This is a genomic window from Pseudoxanthomonas sp. UTMC 1351 (genome assembly GCF_040948865.1).
Taxonomy (GTDB): Bacteria; Pseudomonadota; Gammaproteobacteria; order Xanthomonadales; family Xanthomonadaceae; genus Pseudoxanthomonas_A.
Window position 1 is genome coordinate 13348 of the sequence record NZ_JAVGJT010000009.1, and the last position, 14767, is coordinate 28114.

The window sequence follows — 14767 nt, forward strand, 5'->3', positions numbered from 1 at the left end:
TTGATCGGCGAGAGGGCGCCTGATTCAGTCTTCGGCTCAGCCGCGGCAGATACGTCACCCCGGCGCAGGCCGGGGCCCAGCGCCTTGCGTTCCTCATGCAATACAGTCGTCGAGCATTCGGCTGTTGAAGAGCATCTCCGACCTACACAGGGACGACGATAGTTACCGTCCCGAATAATTCGATACGAGACGATTTAGCCTTTCCCGTTTCCCGGCCCCCATCAAGGCATCGCTTCCGCACGCGCGTCAGCGGCCTTCTGCACGTCTTCTTCCACCGCCTTGGCTTTGTCGATCGGCGCCTGGATGGTGTCGCGCAGCTCAGTGGCCGCCGCGGTGGCCTGCGGTTCCGGCGGGTCATCGGTGGGTGGCGGCTCGGGCCGGCAGGCGACGCATAGACCAATCATGCCGGCCAACAGAGCGGAACGAAGTGCCATGTTCATGCGTGCGTCCCTCGATGATGGGTGGCGTTATGCTACGCCCAATGACGAAGGAGAGAGTTGTGGCGACGAACCGTTGGCGGCTGGATGGCCAAACTGCGTTGATAACCGGGGCCAGCGCCGGGATCGGATTGGCGATCGTCCGCGAACTGTTGGCCTTTGGTGCCGACGTGCTGCTGGTGGCGCGCGATCCGGCAGCGCTGGAAACCGCCTGCGACGAGCTGGCCGATGAATTTCCGGACCGGGACATCCTTAGCCTGGCCGCGAACGTAGCCGACGACGAAGACCGTCGCGCGATCCTCGACTGGGTCGAGGACCATTCCGAAGCCATCAACATCCTGATCAACAACGCTGGCGGCAACGTCACCAAGGCTGCGGTGGACTACACCGAGGACGAGTGGCGCGGCATCTTCGAAACCAACCTGTTTTCTGCGTTCGAGCTGTCGCGCTACGCCCACCCGCTGCTGACCCGCCATGCGGTATCCAGCATCGTGAATGTTGGCAGCGTTTCCGGCATGGTCGCCGTGCGCAGCGGCGCGCCCTACGGCATGGCCAAGGCAGCCATGCATCAGCTGACGCGCAATCTGGCGGCGGAATGGGCCGAGGACGGCGTGCGCGTCAACGCGGTCGCACCGTGGTACATCCGCACGCGCCGCACTTCCGGTCCGCTCTCGGACCCGGATTACTACGAAGAAGTGATCGACCGTACGCCGATGCGCCGTATCGGTGAGCCGGAAGAAGTCGCCGCCGCGGTGGGATTCCTGTGCCTGCCCGCGGCCAGCTACATCACCGGTGAATGCATCGCGGTCGACGGGGGGTTTCTGCGCTACGGATTCTGATGCCGCCGTGCCGACTTCGTGGGCGGCGAGGCTATATTGGGTAACGCACCAAACTGTTTGCGATAGTGCAGGGGTGAAGTCAGTCCGTGCAGTCGGAAGTGCCGACGCAACGACTCGGCGGAACCGAATCCAGCCAGGTCGGCGACCGATTCCACGTCCAATTCGTGCCGTGTTTCCAACAGCTCCTTGGCAATGGCGACGCGCTCGCGGATGACCCATCCGTTATGCGTCAAACCCGTGCATTCCTTGAACTTGCGATGCAGCGTGCGTTCGCTGATGCGGGCGTGCTCCGCCAGCGATCGCGCGGAATGATCGACGCGCGGGTTCGCGCGGATCCAGTCCATCAGACTTGCGATGGGACTGTTGTCGGCGGAGGGCATCGGCCTGGGTACGAACTGCGCTTGGCCGCCTTCGCGATGCGGCGACATCACCAGCCGCTGCGCGACGCGATTGGCGACGCGTGCACCATAGTCGCGGCGTACCAGGTGCAGCAGCATGTCCAACCCCGCCGCGGAACCGGCCGAAGTGATGATCTGCCCTTCGTCCACATACAGCGATGATGCATCGACTGTAATTCCAGGGAACTGCTGCGCCAACTGGGATGCATATCGCCAGTGCGTTGCTGCGCGCTTTCCTTCCAGCAAACCGGCATGCGCCAGCACGAAAACGCCTGAACAAATGGAACATAGACGCGCACCGCGTGCATGAGCGCGGCGAAGCGCGGCTAGTAGCTTCTCCGGCGGTCGTTCGTCCGGGCTGCGCCAGCCCGGAACGACAATGATGTCCGCCTGCTGCAATTTACCCAACCCATAGGGCGCCTGGATACGGACACCGCCGGCTGCGCGCAGCGGCCCCGGCTCCGCCGCGCAGACTGCATGGCGGTACCACGGCACGTCCAGTTCGGGTCGTTCGAGCGCGAACAGCTCCACCGCGCAGCCGAACTCGAACGTGCACAGACGGTCGTAGGCGAGGATTGCGACCAGTGGAGAAGGCATGGCGGGATGTTACCGGAATATGTCGTTTCTGCCACTGTCGTGATCAACGACAAGAACGAACAATGTCCGCACTCCACTACGGAACGACGACGTTATGCCATCGCATGTCACCACTATTCCCGCCGCCGATCACGAGGCAGCGCTGCATCACTTCGAGTCATCGCTGCGCGTCGAAACCGACTGCTGGGACGTACACGATGCGATCGCACGCGGTCAGCAGGATTTCGTGCTGCTGGACGCGCGTAGCCACGAGCTGTATGCACTGAGCCATGTACCGGGCGCAATCAGTTTGCCGCACGCGAAGATCGTCGCTTCGAAACTGTCGGCATATTCCGCCGATACGGTTTTCGTTGTCTATTGCGCGGGGCCGCACTGCAACGGCGCACACCGGGCCGCGATACGCTTGGCGCGGTTGGGAAGGCCGGTGAAGCTGATGATCGGTGGCATCACCGGCTGGCAGGATGAGGGCTTCGAGCTGGAACGCGGACTAGCGGCTTATGGTGTTGCTGAGATTGCCTCGCAGTCGGCCTAAGCACCGGTCCGCGATTTCCACGTAGAGCCGAGCTTGCTCGGCTGATTGTCTCCGTAGCCGTCACACAAACAGCAGCGGAGCAAGCTCCGCTCTACCAGAGCTATTGCGCCGAAGAAACCAGCCTGACCCGCATGCACAAAAACGATGTAGAGCGGAGATCCTATGTCTATGTGAATCCGTCATGGCGAGTATCGGCGCAGCATCCTTGTGGGAGCGACGTGAGTCGCGACGTTGATGTTTCCGGTCGCTACGTTCGGCGTCGGCATGTCCGCATCACTCCCGCAAGGAACTCACCCGCGCCTCGTGAGAGTTTTTTTGTATCCTTGGGGAGCTCGGCTGTTCATAGATCTATGGGCATAGAACCAAGAGCAGCGGAGCAAGCTCCGCTCTACGACAAACCCACAACGGCTGAAAAGCAGAATCTATTATCGGCTGCCCGCGCTGCAGGTTTCGTTGACGATCCGGGCAACGCGATCGAAGTCGGCCTTGTTCTTGTCGATGTTTTCCGGCCGCGCAAAACGCCATGCCACTTCGGTTTCGTCGCGGCGTTTTTTCCATGCGTCGCATAGCGCTCCATCGGGAACGCGAGCGCAGCGGTCTTGGACCACTTCGCAGGCTTGACCAGCACCGGTTTGCGGGTTGCCGTCCAAGCCAACCGTTCTCAGCGTCTTGCAACGCGACTGGGCCACGGAGTCTTCGGTGAGGTAACTGTCGTTGTCGTGGGTGGTGCACTGAAACAGAACGGGTGGCGGCAGCCGTTTTGCGTCGTCGATTTTGGTTGACGCGTCCGCCGTGGGCTCAGCGGACATCGGCGCGGCAAGTGTCGCAGCGGGTGTCGGCGCGGGAGAGGGCGCAGGTGGAGCAGGCATCAAAGTACGCGTCGTCGCGGGTGCCATCGGCACGGTGGTGATGCCTTGCATCGCTTTCTTTTCCTGCTTCTGCCCCTTTGGACAAGGCATGTTCTGCACTGTCAACGCACCCGCGGCGTCGGTACAGCGGTAGATCACCACTTCTTCGGCGGATACCGCACCAGGTGCAAGCAGAAGGGAAAGCAACAACAGGAGGCGGTTACGCATCTGGTTAGTCTACGCAATCGTTGGCGATGCGGGCATCGATGCCGCGTTGTTCCAAGTCCAACTCGCGCCGTTCGCTCGGCATGGCGCTGCCGTAGCGGCGGAGGATCTCATAGCGCCGATCCGACAGGCGTGCGCACACTTCCTGTTGCGGCAGGGGATGGCAGCGGTCGCGTATCCAGGTACCGCCAGCAGGCAGAACGACGCCTTGGCCGGGAGGACGAGGGCCGGGATGCCCCGGGTGAGGTGGGCGCGGAGGCAGCGGTGTGGGACTGCCGCTGCTGAAGGACAGGTTGCCATTGCCGATCGACAGGTTGCCCGACACGCTGGCTCCGCCGCCATGCGGCCAAACCGGATAAGCGGGATAAACGGGTGTCCAGAACGGCTGCCAGCGCGGATTACCCTCGTCGCTGTCGCTGGTGTAGCGCTCTCCTTCCGGGGTGATGCACTCGTACATCGGTCGTGGCGGTGTGGCGTACACGACGCGGGTCGGCGGTTCTCGCGGCGTCGAAACCGACGTGGCTGCGGGCGTCGGCAGCTCCGCGCGCGGTGGCGGATCCTTCGGCCGCTGCATGGTCCGGGTCTGCTGGGTTTCGCCCTTTTCGCAAGGCGAATCGCGCAGCGTCAATCGGCCGTCCGCGCCTACGCAGCGATAGATCGTCACGTCTTGTGCCAAGGCCGCCCCGGCGCTGTACGCGGCACAGGCGGCAATCAAGGCGAAGGAGAGACGAAACCACATGTGCGCATGATGCGCGCCGCAGCCGCGCGGGGGAAGCGGCTGGGCTGTTCGCATATTGCGCCGCCAGCGGCAGTCGCTAGCGTGGGCCGCGGCGGCAGTCAGTCGCGCAGTTGCTGTCCGCTGCGTGCGTCCCGTATAGGCGTGGCACGCAATAGGCCGCCTGTTTCGCCTTCGGTCACGCCGTCCAGTCGCGCCAGCAGGACAGGGTCCAACCCCGAGCGTTGGAGCGGCGCCGGCTGGCCACTGAGATTGGCGCTGGTGGAGACCAAGGGGCCACCGAAGGCGCGACATAGCGACACCACCGTGGGATGCGCACTGATGCGCACGGCCAGGCTGGTATGTGCACCGGTAATCCATGCGGGCGCCCGTTCACCGGCCGGCATCACCCAAGTATGGGGGCCTGGCCAGCTGGCCAGTACTTCCCCCAGCTGTTCTGCGGGTAACGCGGCCAGATCCAGGCAGGGACGCAATTGATCCAGTTCGGCGGCAATCAGGATCAGGCCTTTCTCCATCGGCCGCTGCTTGATGGCGAGCAGCCGATGCACCGCGCGTTCGTTGAAGGGATCGCAGCCCAACCCCCAAACAGCTTCAGTGGGGTAGGCGACGACGCCGCCGTGTTGTAGCCGATCGGTGGCGTCTTCGATGGAAAGCGGTGTGACCATGGAGGCGCATTCTGCCATCGTCAGTGTTGTTGCAGTGAGGATGGGAGGTTGATGTTTTATGTAGAGCCGAGCTTGCTCGGCTGCTTTTCGATCCGTGTGCATAGAAGCTAAAAGCAGCGGAGCAAGTTCCGCTCTACGAAACGCAGCTAGTCGCTATCACCTGCCGTTGCGACGGCCTCATTGCCAGTGCCACGAAAAGGTCGCGAGGCGCGCTCCGCTCTACGAAAAACGGCCATTCGCTATCGCAGGGTGCAACTCCGCTCTACCTTGGCTGGTCGTCAGAACGGTGCGTCGCCGCTAGTCTTCTTGGCTACTCGCTTCTTGCCCGGCTCAACCTTGGCCGGCGTCAGCAAAGATTTGGCGGGCTCTGGCGCAGCAATGAAGGAAGCCTTCTTCGCCGGAGCTTTCTTGGCAGCCGATTTCTTCGTGGCCTTCTTGGCGACAGGCGCCTTCTTCGCGGCGGGTTCTTTCTTCGCCGCAGTTTTCTTCACGGCCTTGGCAGCGGTTTTCTTGGCGCCAAACCCGCGACGTGCCGGCTTGCCGGTTTCTTCCAGCAGCTTCTGCACTTCTTCCAAGGTGAGCGAGGCCGGCTCGCGATCCTTCGGGATCTTGCCGTTGAGCTTGCCGTCGCTGATATACGGACCGAAGCGGCCGTTCAATACCTGGATATCGCTGCCGGGGAATTCCTTGATGATGCGGTTGCGCGCGATTTCTTCTTTCTCTTCGATCAGGAACACCGCGCGCGTCAGGTCGATGGTGTAGGGGTCGTCTTCCTTCTTGAGCGAGGCGTAGACGCTGCCGCGCTTGGCGAATGGGCCGAAACGGCCGATGCCGACGCTGACTTCCTCGCCCTTGTCCTCACCGAGCTTGCGCGGCATCAGGAACAGTTCCAGCGCGTCGTCGAGCGTGATGGTATGCATGCTCTGGCCAGGACGCAGCGAGGCGAACTTGGGCTTTTCCTCTTCGTCCTCAGCGGTGCTGCCGATGGCCGCATAGGGCCCGAAACGACCCAGTCGCACGCTGACCGGCTTGCCGGTCTTGGGGTCGGTACCCAGTTCGCGCGCGCCGGTGGCTTCGCTACGGTCCACCGATTCCTTCTTTTCTTCCACCAGTTGCTTGAATGGGCCCCAGAACCTCTCCATCAACGGCACCCACTCTTCTTCGCCGCGCGAGACCGCGTCCAGCTCGTCCTCGAGCTTGGCGGTGAAGTCGTAGTCGACGTACTGGGTGAAGTGGCCGCTGAGGAAATTGGATACCGCGCGGCCCACATCGGTAGGTTTGAATGCGCGGCCTTCCATCTCGGTGTACTTGCGGAACAGCAGCGTCTGGATGATCGAGGCGTAGGTGGAGGGGCGGCCGATACCGTATTCCTCCAGCGCCTTCACCAGCGCCGCTTCGGTGAAGCGCGGCGGCGGCTGGGTGAAATGCTGATCGGCGTGGATGCGGTCCAGCGGGATACGGTCGCCAGGCTGCATGGGCGGCAGCTTGCGGCCCTCGTCTTCGTCTTCAGCCGCCTTGGTGTCCTTGCCTTCCTCGTACACGGCCAGAAATCCGGGATCGATCACGGTGGTGCCGCTGGCGCGGAAGCTGTGCGCGCTGCCGGCGGCGAGATCGACACTGACGGTATTCAATGTGGCGGGAACCATCTGGCAGGCGACGGCGCGCTTCCAGATCAATTCGTACAGCTTGCGCTCGTCGTCGGTCAGGTAGCGAGCCACCTGCGCAGGCGTGCGCAGCGCGCTGGTCGGTCGCACGGCTTCGTGCGCTTCCTGCGCATTCTTGGACTTGGTCACGTATACGTTGGGCTTGTCCGGCAGGGCTTGCGTGCCGAAGTCGCGTGCGATCACGTCACGGATTTCGGACAGTGCTTCGGCGGACAGGCTGACCGAGTCGGTACGCATATAGCTGATCAGGCCGACCGTGCCCTCATCCCCGATCGTCATGCCTTCGTACAGCTTCTGTGCCACCTGCATGGTCTTGCGCGTGGTGAAGCCCAGCTTGCGCGAGGCTTCCTGCTGCAGGGTAGAAGTAGTGAACGGCGGCGACGGACGGCGCTTGCGCTCCTTACTGACGACGTCGGTGACGTGCAGCGCGCCTTGCGCCGCCTGCTGGATGCGCATGCGTGCGGCTTCAGCGGTGTCGCCGTCGGTGACGGTAAATTGTTCGAACTTCTGTCCGTCCAGCTTGGTGAGCTTGGCGGTGAACGCCTGGCGCGGATGCGCGCACTCGGCTTCGATGCTCCAGTATTCGCGCGCGATGAAGGCTTCGATCTCTTCCTCGCGCTCCACGATCATGCGCAGCGCTGGCGACTGCACACGGCCGGCGGACAGGCCGCGCTGCACCTTGCGCCACAGCACCGGCGACAAATTGAAGCCGACCAGATAATCCAGCGCGCGACGGGCCTGCTGCGCATCGACCAGATCGCCGGCGATCTGCCGTGGATGGCTCATGGCCTCCTTGATCGCGCGCGGCGTGATTTCGGTGAACACCACCCGGTGCAGCGGTTTGCCCTTCAGCAGGCCGCGCTCTTTCAGGATCTCGGCGATATGCCAGCTGATCGCTTCTCCCTCGCGGTCCGGGTCGGTCGCCAGATAGATGTCTTCGGCCACCTTCGCTGCTTTGGCGATGGCATCCACGTGCTTCTCGTTCTTTTCGATCAGCGCATAGGACATCGCGAAGCCCTGGTCCGGATCCACCGCACCTTCCTTCGGCACCAGGTCACGGACGTGACCGTAGGACGCCAGGACATGGAAGTCCTTGCCGAGATATTTGTTGATCGTCTTGGCCTTGGCCGGCGATTCGACGATAAGCAGGTGTTTGGACATGGGTGGGGCTTGGACTCAGGTTTCGGCCATTCAGCGGCCGGCTAGGGTGGCTCAAATCGGGGTGGCAGAGAAGCCGACGCCCGGGGCCGAGGCGCCGGGCGTTCAGATTTGTTCTATTTATAGTGGAATCACGCCGGAGGGGCGGCTGTCAAGCTACCGCCCGCTCGGCGGCCCGGAATTGCGGGCCATTCGCCGGTTTCAGCTACGCGCCGAACGCGGCCAGGCGGGCTCCCACTAAGGCGAAGACCGCTATGAAACCGACGAAGAGCAGACCGAACAGGACCAGCACCACCACCGTGACCGTGCCCAGTTCTTCCCGCTGCCATTCGGGATGATCGGTAAAGGCCCATTTGTCGACGACCAAGGTGTCGCAGATCATGTCGTGGAGCGCCTTCTTTTGCTCGGTAAACGCCGCCATGAGGTAACCGATGAGCAGGGTCAAGCCGCTGATGATGGTGGCGAAATAGCGGCCGACGCCACGTGCCAGCGTGATCTGGTCGCCATCGGTTCGAACCACCTTGATGCCGATAGCCATTTTGCCCAGCGTGGCCATTGAGCGGGACGCATGGAAACCCGCGTAGTAGGCGGCGGTGAGTCCGAGGGAAACCAGCTGGACGACGACTTGGATCGCAATAAGTGCGCCGGCTGAAGTCTCGCCACCGAATCCCAGTGCCGCGCCCATGATGCCGCCGATGACCATGCCGATCACGCCGCCGATAACGCCTATGATCAGGCTGTCGATAAAATGCGCGGCCGCGCGTTTGCGGAATCCCGCATAGACGACCGGACCACCGTCGAGTACGCGTGTACGTCCCGTCAGCGCGGCTGCAGGCGGAGCATAGGGAGAATCGAAACCGCTGCTGGCAGAGGCCTGTGCCACCGCGGCGGCTGCGACGGCTTCAGCCTGACTGGCGTGGGGAGCGGCATGCTGCGCGTACGATGGCTCGCGCGCGGTGAATACCGCGCGGCCAGTGATAGGCCGTTCCTCGGTTGTTTCGGTGTCGGCGCGACGGGGCGGCAGAGCGGCTTCCGTCTGTTCCGTTGTTCGGACGTCGTGTTGCTCAAGCGGCGCCGCCGCTTGTGCCAACAATCCCAACTCCGTCGCTATGTCGCGCAATGGCTGCCATTGCCCCATACCGTCGCGCCATACCAACGCATCCAGGGCAACGTTCCCAAGACGATATTGCTGCACCAGTTGCTCCTGATCCACGGGCCCTTGTTGCTGCTGGTTGCTATCGACGTAGTACCACTGATTCATGCGGCCTCCTATGGCCTGTCAGCACTTATGGCGCTTGCCGCGCCGGGATCTGTCATTGGTTTTGCATTGCCATGGGAATCAGGATTGCCGCGCCAATCGCCAGGAACATCAGGCCGTATAGAACCCCCATGACGATCAGGATGACCTTGGCCACCGTCCCCAGTCCGCGCACCTGCCATTGCGGATGCGCGGTATACGCCCAGCGATCCACCACCAGCGTTCCTGCGACCATGTCGTGCAGGCCGCGCTTGCGATCGGTGAACGCGGCCATCAGATAACCGATGTACAACGTCAGGTAATTGAGGCCCGCCGACAGCCAACGACCCAGCGCATGTTTCAGGCTGAGCCGGCGACCGTCACGATCGACGACCTTGATACCCACGGCCATCTTGCCCAGCGTGGCCTGCTTGCTGGAGGACTCGAATCCGGCGTAGTAGGCCGCGCTGACGACCGGGTACAGCAGATAGATCAAGCCCATCATTCCCACTAGCGCTGCGCCGCCCGCGGTCGAGTCGTTGCCGATCATCGTGAACGCACCGACACCCACCACGAGCATGCCTATGAACATCACGATGTAGTAGGCAAAACCGACCACCATGGAGTCGATGAACAACGCTGCCGCGCGTTTCCAGAAGCCGATGTGCACCACCTCATGGCCGGCAACAAAACTTTCTTCAGCGGCAACGATCGCCATGGGCGGTGCGTAGGGCGATGCATCGGGCGATGCGTCGGCGGTGGAGGCCACAGGTTCGGCAGCTGGAAGCGCGTTGTCATCCGCGCCGTGTCCATCCTTCAGGTTCAACTCGTCGACGAAATCATGCAGCCGCTGCCATTCGCTCAGGCCGTCACGCCAGACCAGCGTTTCCGGAGTGATGCGGCCATCGCGGAATTGACCGGTCAGTTCTTCGCCGCTGAATGGACCTTGCCTTTGCCGCTCGGCATCGGCGTAATACCAAATGGACATCGATGATCTTCCCTAACGTGTGTGGCGGTTTCGGCGCGACCGTGCGAGCACGGCCGTCGGGCGTCAACCTCGGCAGGCGACCGGCAGATAACGGTCGTCGATCTCAGAAGAGCAGACCCAGGACCCGTCGTCGGGATCGTATTCGAACCAGATCTTCTTGCCGTCCAGGTTGACGTTGCCGATGTGTACGACGGCCAGTTCGATCCCGCAGGTACCGTCGTCGAATTCGCCGATCGTCGCCTGCGAGACATAGCGGCCGGCATAGCTTTCCGCAGCGCCAAAACCATCGGTGTCATTGCGGGGGCAGGTGCCGGCACTGGCGTAATGTTCGGCCACCGACGTCTTCAAAGGACTGGCGGTTGCGACAGCTTCGGTCAGCTTGGCGCGCAGCGTGTAGTCGTTGTAGGCAGGTATGGCGATCGCAGCCAGAATGCCGACGATGCCCAGGCACGGCAGTACCATGACCGCGGCGACGATCAGCAGAATTTTTCCGCGCGACATTCCCGTTGGACGCGGGGCCGGGGAGGAAGGAATGAAAGGTGCGTCGGCGGCAGGCGGTGGAGGCGGCAGCGGGGGCGTGGCCGCCGGGGATTCAGGGGCGGTCAGTAGCCCAAGCTCATCCGCGAAATCGCCAAGTCGCTGCCATTGCTCCAGGCCTTCGCGCCAGACCAATGTGTCCAGCGCAATGCGCGAGTAACGATAGTGAGCCACCAGTTCTTCAGCCGAAACCGGCCCGAGCCGTTGCCTGTCACGGCCGGCGTAATACCACTGCGTCATGCTTCCCCCTGAAGCGAATCAACGACTCAGAACCTATTTACGATCCGTCGTGAGCGAACACAGGCGGCCCGTAACGGAGCGGAGCAAGCGCAGCGTATGTGGAATACGTAAGGATTGCGAGCACCGCACGCGGGTCGCCTGCCGAGCGCAGCAGGAGCGTGATCAGGTTCTCAGTGTACCGGCTCTGGTTCGTCGGTGAACATCTGTGTTTCCATCCAGGCGTACGCGGCTTCTGCGCCGGGCTGGTTGAATAGCACCATCAATACGACCCATTTCAGATCGTCCAGGTCCAGTTCGTCCTGGTCCAGCGCCAGGGCACGGTCGAGCACCAGTTCCCGCTGGTCCGCATCGATGACGCCATGCTGCTCCAGGAACAGCAGGAAGCCGCGGCATTCCACATCGAGCTTCTCCAGCTCAGGGCCATGGAAAACCCGGGTAGGTCCGCCCACACGGGGTTCGGACGCGGCAGGCCGCTGTTCGGCCAAGGCATCGAGCCAGTCGAAGGCTTTGCTGATTTCGGCAGGGCTGAAACCGGCCTGGATCAAACCAGTTTGCAGCGAATCACGATCGCGGACGGGGTCGGCGTCTTCGGTGAAGTAGTGTTCGAACAGATACAGCAGTACATCCAGGATGCTCTCTTTCATTGCCCCTCGGCCTGCGTCGATGACGCTGTGGAGGTAAAGAAACCAGTTTTGCGTTGATAACGGCCATGTTCGACCGTTATCCGTCCATCCAGTTCCATGACCAGCAGCATGGAGGACAGCTCGGCAGCCGTCAATCCAGTTCGTGAAACCAACTGATCCATACCCGTAGGGTCGAAGCCCAGCGCTTCCCACAACCTCTGGTATTCGGGCTCCAGTTCGCCCGGCACTGCTCGCGCGCCGGGAACGGGTCCAGGTTCAGCTTCATTCAGTCGTGTGCGCAATGCGAACGCCAACTCCGAGGCCAGCGGCGCAAGAGCGGCGATCACTTCCTGCGCGCTTTCGACCAGGCCCGCACCTTCGCGGATCAGGCGATGGCACCCGCGTGCCAGCGGGTTATGAATGGAGCCGGGAACCGCGAACACCTCGCGTCCGCTCTCGCCGGCCAGGCGCGCGGTGATCAGGGCGCCGGAGCGTTCCGCCGCTTCGATCACCACGGTTCCCAGCGCCAATCCGGCAATGATCCGATTGCGACTGGGAAAATGGGACTGTATGGCTTTGGTGCCGGGCGGGTGCTCGCTCACCAGCGCGCCGTGCGCGGCGATACGGTCGCGCAGACCTGCATTGGACGGTGGGTAGGCCACGTCGGGGCCAGTACCCAATACCGCGACGGTGGCGCCGTCCGGCGCAGCCAGGGCAGCCTCGTGCGCGGCTGTGTCGATGCCTGCGGCCATGCCGCTGACCACCACGATGCCGGCCGCTGCCAATGCCCGCGAGAATGCGTAGGCGTTGTCCCGCCCACCGGCGGTGGGCGAGCGGCTACCGACCACCGCCACTGCGGGGCGCCAGAGCAGGTTCGGGTCGCCTTCGACGAACAAGACCAGAGGCGCGGTGGCGATGCGGCGCAGCATGGGCGGGTAATCCGCATCCTGCCAGCCAATCAGATGGTGATCGGGCGATTCGAGCCATGCCAGCGTCCGCTGCAGATCCGTTTCGTCGGGGCTTTGCAATCGCTGGATTTGCTGGTCGTTCAACCCCCCTGCGCGCCATGCGGACGCCCGAGCGGCCAGCACCGCGCTGGCGGTGCCATGCATATCCAGCAACGCACGGCGGGGAGCGACGGCGCCGCCGGCGGCGGCGAGTTTCAATAGGGCGAGGGATTCGGTGGACATCCGAGCAGCCTAGCGCTGAAACAGAGACGGCGCCCTAAGGCGCCGTCTCTATGGTGCGTAGGAAATATCTGAGGATCAGTAGGTGGCGTCCGGATGCTTCAGCGCGTAGCCCACTTTGGCGGGTTTGACGCCTTCCATCACCAGGCCGTAGCTCACCTTGTCGAAGGTGCGGAAGATCATGATGTGCGCGGCGTATTCGTCCGGAAGCGCAATCCGCCCCGCGCCACTTTGCGGCGTTTCGCTGATCCGCGAGGAATTGGGATATTTCATGCGGTTGGCGGTATGGCTGCCTTTGCGCCAGACGGAAAGCACGGTGCCGTTGTCGAGCCCTTCACGGGTCCCGCCGGAGATGGCCACCACATCGCGCGGACCACCCGCGGTCAGGGCGTCGGCCACGGCCAGGACGCGCAGTTTGTCGTCGACCTGGGCTGCCGGTGGATGCGGGAAGAAATGCAGATCGTACGGCTGGGCTTCGACCGGAATCAGGCGATCACCCGCGCGGACCTCATGGCCACCCGCATCGACTGCCAGGGTGCTGGTTTCGGTACCGGGCACCACGCCGCGGACCACCGTGCCCAGGGCAACTTGCTTCAGTTCATAGCCCAGGAATTCGCTGCTACCGGTCTGGGCGATCATGTCGCGCCACATGTCGGCGTCACCAGCCGTGGTCTTGCCGCGTGCATCCAGGTCGTCGCCGCGCGGATTGGCGGCGTAACGGACAATCGGGCGGACGATGGCATAACGCTGCCCGGCCTGGCCATCCGTCAGGCCGTGAACATAAACGGCTTGGCCGGATACGCTGCGCAGCCGGTCCTCTTCCAGCGCCGCCACGTAGGGCAGGTGCTCGAAGCTGTCGGTGACGCGGAGGTCCTTCAGGAACGGCTCGATATCCGCCAGCGGAATGGCGTTCAGCGGCGCCTCTTCACGCGGACCTTCCTGAACCGCCACGCGGTCCAGATAGGCCAAGCTGATCACATCGCCCGGATAAATCAGGTGCGGGTTCTTGATCTGCGGGTTGGCCTGCCAGATCTCAGGCCACAGCCACGGCTTCTTGAGGAAGCGGGCCGAGATGTCCCACAGCGTGTCGCCCCGTTTCACCACATAGGTGTCGGGGTGGCTGCCCGCCATCTCGGCGGCAGCTGCATAGGTCGCGACGGTAAGGACCGCCACGGCGAAAACCGTACGAAAACTTTTAAACATGGTGATATCTACCTGATTCCCCGACAGGTGGTCACACCTATACTGCTTAAATTCTGACGCAAAGCAAGCGCCGGCGTTAGAATTCGTGAGGCCTTGCCGGATTCCACTGGCGCCCCCACCTAAAACAGACCATGGCACTGCTCCCCATTCTAGAATTCCCGGACCCCCGCCTGCGCACGAAAGCCGTGCCGGTGGAGCCCTCGCGGGTCACCGAACCCGAATTCCAGCGTCTGCTGGACGATATGTTCGAGACCATGTACGACGCCCCGGGCATCGGCCTGGCAGCCAGCCAGGTCGACGTGCACCAGCGCTTCATGGTCATCGACGTCAGCGAAGAGCGCAACGAGCCTCGGGTGTTCATCAATCCGGAGATCGTCCAGAAAGCCGGCGAACAGATTTACCAGGAAGGCTGCCTTTCCGTTCCTGGCATCTTTGCCGACGTCAGCCGCGCCAATGAGATCACGGTGCGCTTCATCGGCCGCGACGGCCAGCCGAGCGAGATCAGCACCGACGGTTTGCTGGCCGTGTGCATCCAGCACGAGATGGATCATCTGGACGGCAAGCTGTTCGTCGACTATCTGTCGCCGCTGAAGCGCGAAATGGTGCGCAAGAAGCTGGCCAAGCAACGCAAGAACGCAGCGTAGAAGCGAAAG

At 62.9% G+C, this 14767-nt stretch carries 15 protein-coding genes; 3 read left to right on the forward strand and 12 right to left on the reverse strand.

Annotated elements, in window-relative coordinates; genetic code table 11:
- Nucleotides 1-221 precede the first annotated feature (221 nt).
- On the reverse strand, nt 222-434 hold the full coding sequence (locus tag AB6O04_RS07350) for a hypothetical protein (protein ID WP_368563420.1): 213 nt from the start codon (nt 432-434) through the stop codon (nt 222-224).
- 65 nt (nt 435-499) lie between these two features.
- On the opposite strand from AB6O04_RS07350, the gene AB6O04_RS07355 reads away from it, so the two are divergent.
- Complete coding sequence (locus AB6O04_RS07355) at nt 500-1276, forward strand: SDR family oxidoreductase (protein WP_368563190.1); 777 nt, start codon at nt 500-502, stop codon at nt 1274-1276.
- Here the strand turns inward: AB6O04_RS07355 and ftrA are convergent.
- Nucleotides 1264-2271, reverse strand: coding sequence for a transcriptional regulator FtrA (ftrA, locus tag AB6O04_RS07360; protein ID WP_368563191.1), 1008 nt, complete (start codon nt 2269-2271; stop codon nt 1264-1266). The genes AB6O04_RS07355 and ftrA overlap by 13 nt on opposite strands.
- 94 nt (nt 2272-2365) lie before the next feature.
- On the opposite strand from ftrA, the gene AB6O04_RS07365 reads away from it, so the two are divergent.
- Nucleotides 2366-2803 carry a rhodanese-like domain-containing protein gene (locus AB6O04_RS07365; protein ID WP_368563192.1) on the forward strand — a complete coding sequence of 146 codons (438 nt, stop codon included), beginning with the start codon at nt 2366-2368 and terminating at the stop codon, nt 2801-2803.
- Between the two features lie 425 nt (nt 2804-3228).
- On the opposite strand, the gene AB6O04_RS07370 is transcribed toward AB6O04_RS07365, so the two are convergent.
- The 10 genes from AB6O04_RS07370 to AB6O04_RS07415 all read right to left on the reverse strand — a co-directional run bounded on the left by AB6O04_RS07370 (nt 3229) and on the right by AB6O04_RS07415 (nt 14114).
- The gene (locus AB6O04_RS07370) at nt 3229-3879 is read right to left on the reverse strand and encodes a DUF4124 domain-containing protein (RefSeq protein WP_368563193.1); all 651 of its coding nucleotides are present in this window, start codon (nt 3877-3879) and stop codon (nt 3229-3231) included.
- Nucleotides 3880-3883: 4 nt separating this feature from the next.
- Nucleotides 3884-4615: a DUF4124 domain-containing protein gene (locus tag AB6O04_RS07375; protein ID WP_368563194.1), complete on the reverse strand. Its 732-nt coding sequence runs from the start codon at nt 4613-4615 to the stop codon at nt 3884-3886.
- A 98-nt stretch (nt 4616-4713) separates the two neighbouring features.
- Nucleotides 4714-5277, reverse strand: a complete 564-nt coding sequence (locus AB6O04_RS07380) for a Sua5/YciO/YrdC/YwlC family protein (RefSeq protein ID WP_368563195.1) — start codon at nt 5275-5277, stop codon at nt 4714-4716.
- A gap of 278 nt (nt 5278-5555) precedes the next feature.
- Nucleotides 5556-8102: a DNA topoisomerase I gene (locus tag AB6O04_RS07385; protein ID WP_368563196.1), complete on the reverse strand. Its 2547-nt coding sequence runs from the start codon at nt 8100-8102 to the stop codon at nt 5556-5558.
- Between the two features lie 202 nt (nt 8103-8304).
- Nucleotides 8305-9360, reverse strand: coding sequence for an RDD family protein (locus AB6O04_RS07390; RefSeq protein ID WP_368563197.1), 1056 nt, complete (start codon nt 9358-9360; stop codon nt 8305-8307).
- A 52-nt stretch (nt 9361-9412) separates the two neighbouring features.
- Entirely contained in the window at nt 9413-10324 is a 912-nt protein-coding gene (locus tag AB6O04_RS07395) for an RDD family protein (RefSeq protein WP_368563198.1), read from the reverse strand.
- 63 nt (nt 10325-10387) lie between these two features.
- Complete coding sequence (locus tag AB6O04_RS07400; protein WP_368563199.1) at nt 10388-11101, reverse strand: pilin; 714 nt, start codon at nt 11099-11101, stop codon at nt 10388-10390.
- A gap of 170 nt (nt 11102-11271) precedes the next feature.
- Nucleotides 11272-11745: a DUF494 family protein gene (locus AB6O04_RS07405; protein WP_337343951.1), complete on the reverse strand. Its 474-nt coding sequence runs from the start codon at nt 11743-11745 to the stop codon at nt 11272-11274.
- Complete coding sequence (gene dprA / locus AB6O04_RS07410) at nt 11742-12914, reverse strand: DNA-processing protein DprA (protein ID WP_368563200.1); 1173 nt, start codon at nt 12912-12914, stop codon at nt 11742-11744. Before dprA ends, AB6O04_RS07405 begins: the two co-directional genes overlap by 4 nt.
- Nucleotides 12915-12989: 75 nt before the next feature.
- Nucleotides 12990-14114, reverse strand: a complete 1125-nt coding sequence (locus tag AB6O04_RS07415; protein WP_368563201.1) for a LysM peptidoglycan-binding domain-containing protein — start codon at nt 14112-14114, stop codon at nt 12990-12992.
- Nucleotides 14115-14245: 131 nt separating this feature from the next.
- Here AB6O04_RS07415 and def point away from each other — a divergent pair, with 131 nt between their 5' ends.
- The gene (gene def / locus AB6O04_RS07420; RefSeq protein WP_368563202.1) at nt 14246-14758 is read left to right on the forward strand and encodes a peptide deformylase; all 513 of its coding nucleotides are present in this window, start codon (nt 14246-14248) and stop codon (nt 14756-14758) included.
- The last annotated feature ends 9 nt before the right edge of the window (nt 14759-14767 follow it).

What these genes read in the sequence shown, in the direction of transcription:
- AB6O04_RS07350 (WP_368563420.1), bottom strand. Translation starts at nt 434, where the DNA reads ATGGCACTTCGTTCCGCTCTGTTGGCCGGCATGATTGGTCTATGCGTC.
- ftrA (WP_368563191.1), bottom strand. Translation starts at nt 2,271, where the DNA reads ATGCCTTCTCCACTGGTCGCAATCCTCGCCTACGACCGTCTGTGCACG.
- AB6O04_RS07365 (WP_368563192.1), top strand. Translation starts at nt 2,366, where the DNA reads ATGCCATCGCATGTCACCACTATTCCCGCCGCCGATCACGAGGCAGCG.
- AB6O04_RS07370 (WP_368563193.1), bottom strand. Translation starts at nt 3,879, where the DNA reads ATGCGTAACCGCCTCCTGTTGTTGCTTTCCCTTCTGCTTGCACCTGGT.
- AB6O04_RS07375 (WP_368563194.1), bottom strand. Translation starts at nt 4,615, where the DNA reads ATGTGGTTTCGTCTCTCCTTCGCCTTGATTGCCGCCTGTGCCGCGTAC.
- AB6O04_RS07380 (WP_368563195.1), bottom strand. Translation starts at nt 5,277, where the DNA reads ATGGTCACACCGCTTTCCATCGAAGACGCCACCGATCGGCTACAACAC.
- AB6O04_RS07385 (WP_368563196.1), bottom strand. Translation starts at nt 8,102, where the DNA reads ATGTCCAAACACCTGCTTATCGTCGAATCGCCGGCCAAGGCCAAGACG.
- AB6O04_RS07390 (WP_368563197.1), bottom strand. Translation starts at nt 9,360, where the DNA reads ATGAATCAGTGGTACTACGTCGATAGCAACCAGCAGCAACAAGGGCCC.
- AB6O04_RS07395 (WP_368563198.1), bottom strand. Translation starts at nt 10,324, where the DNA reads ATGTCCATTTGGTATTACGCCGATGCCGAGCGGCAAAGGCAAGGTCCA.
- AB6O04_RS07400 (WP_368563199.1), bottom strand. Translation starts at nt 11,101, where the DNA reads ATGACGCAGTGGTATTACGCCGGCCGTGACAGGCAACGGCTCGGGCCG.
- AB6O04_RS07405 (WP_337343951.1), bottom strand. Translation starts at nt 11,745, where the DNA reads ATGAAAGAGAGCATCCTGGATGTACTGCTGTATCTGTTCGAACACTAC.
- dprA (WP_368563200.1), bottom strand. Translation starts at nt 12,914, where the DNA reads ATGTCCACCGAATCCCTCGCCCTATTGAAACTCGCCGCCGCCGGCGGC.
- AB6O04_RS07415 (WP_368563201.1), bottom strand. Translation starts at nt 14,114, where the DNA reads ATGTTTAAAAGTTTTCGTACGGTTTTCGCCGTGGCGGTCCTTACCGTC.
- def (WP_368563202.1), top strand. Translation starts at nt 14,246, where the DNA reads ATGGCACTGCTCCCCATTCTAGAATTCCCGGACCCCCGCCTGCGCACG.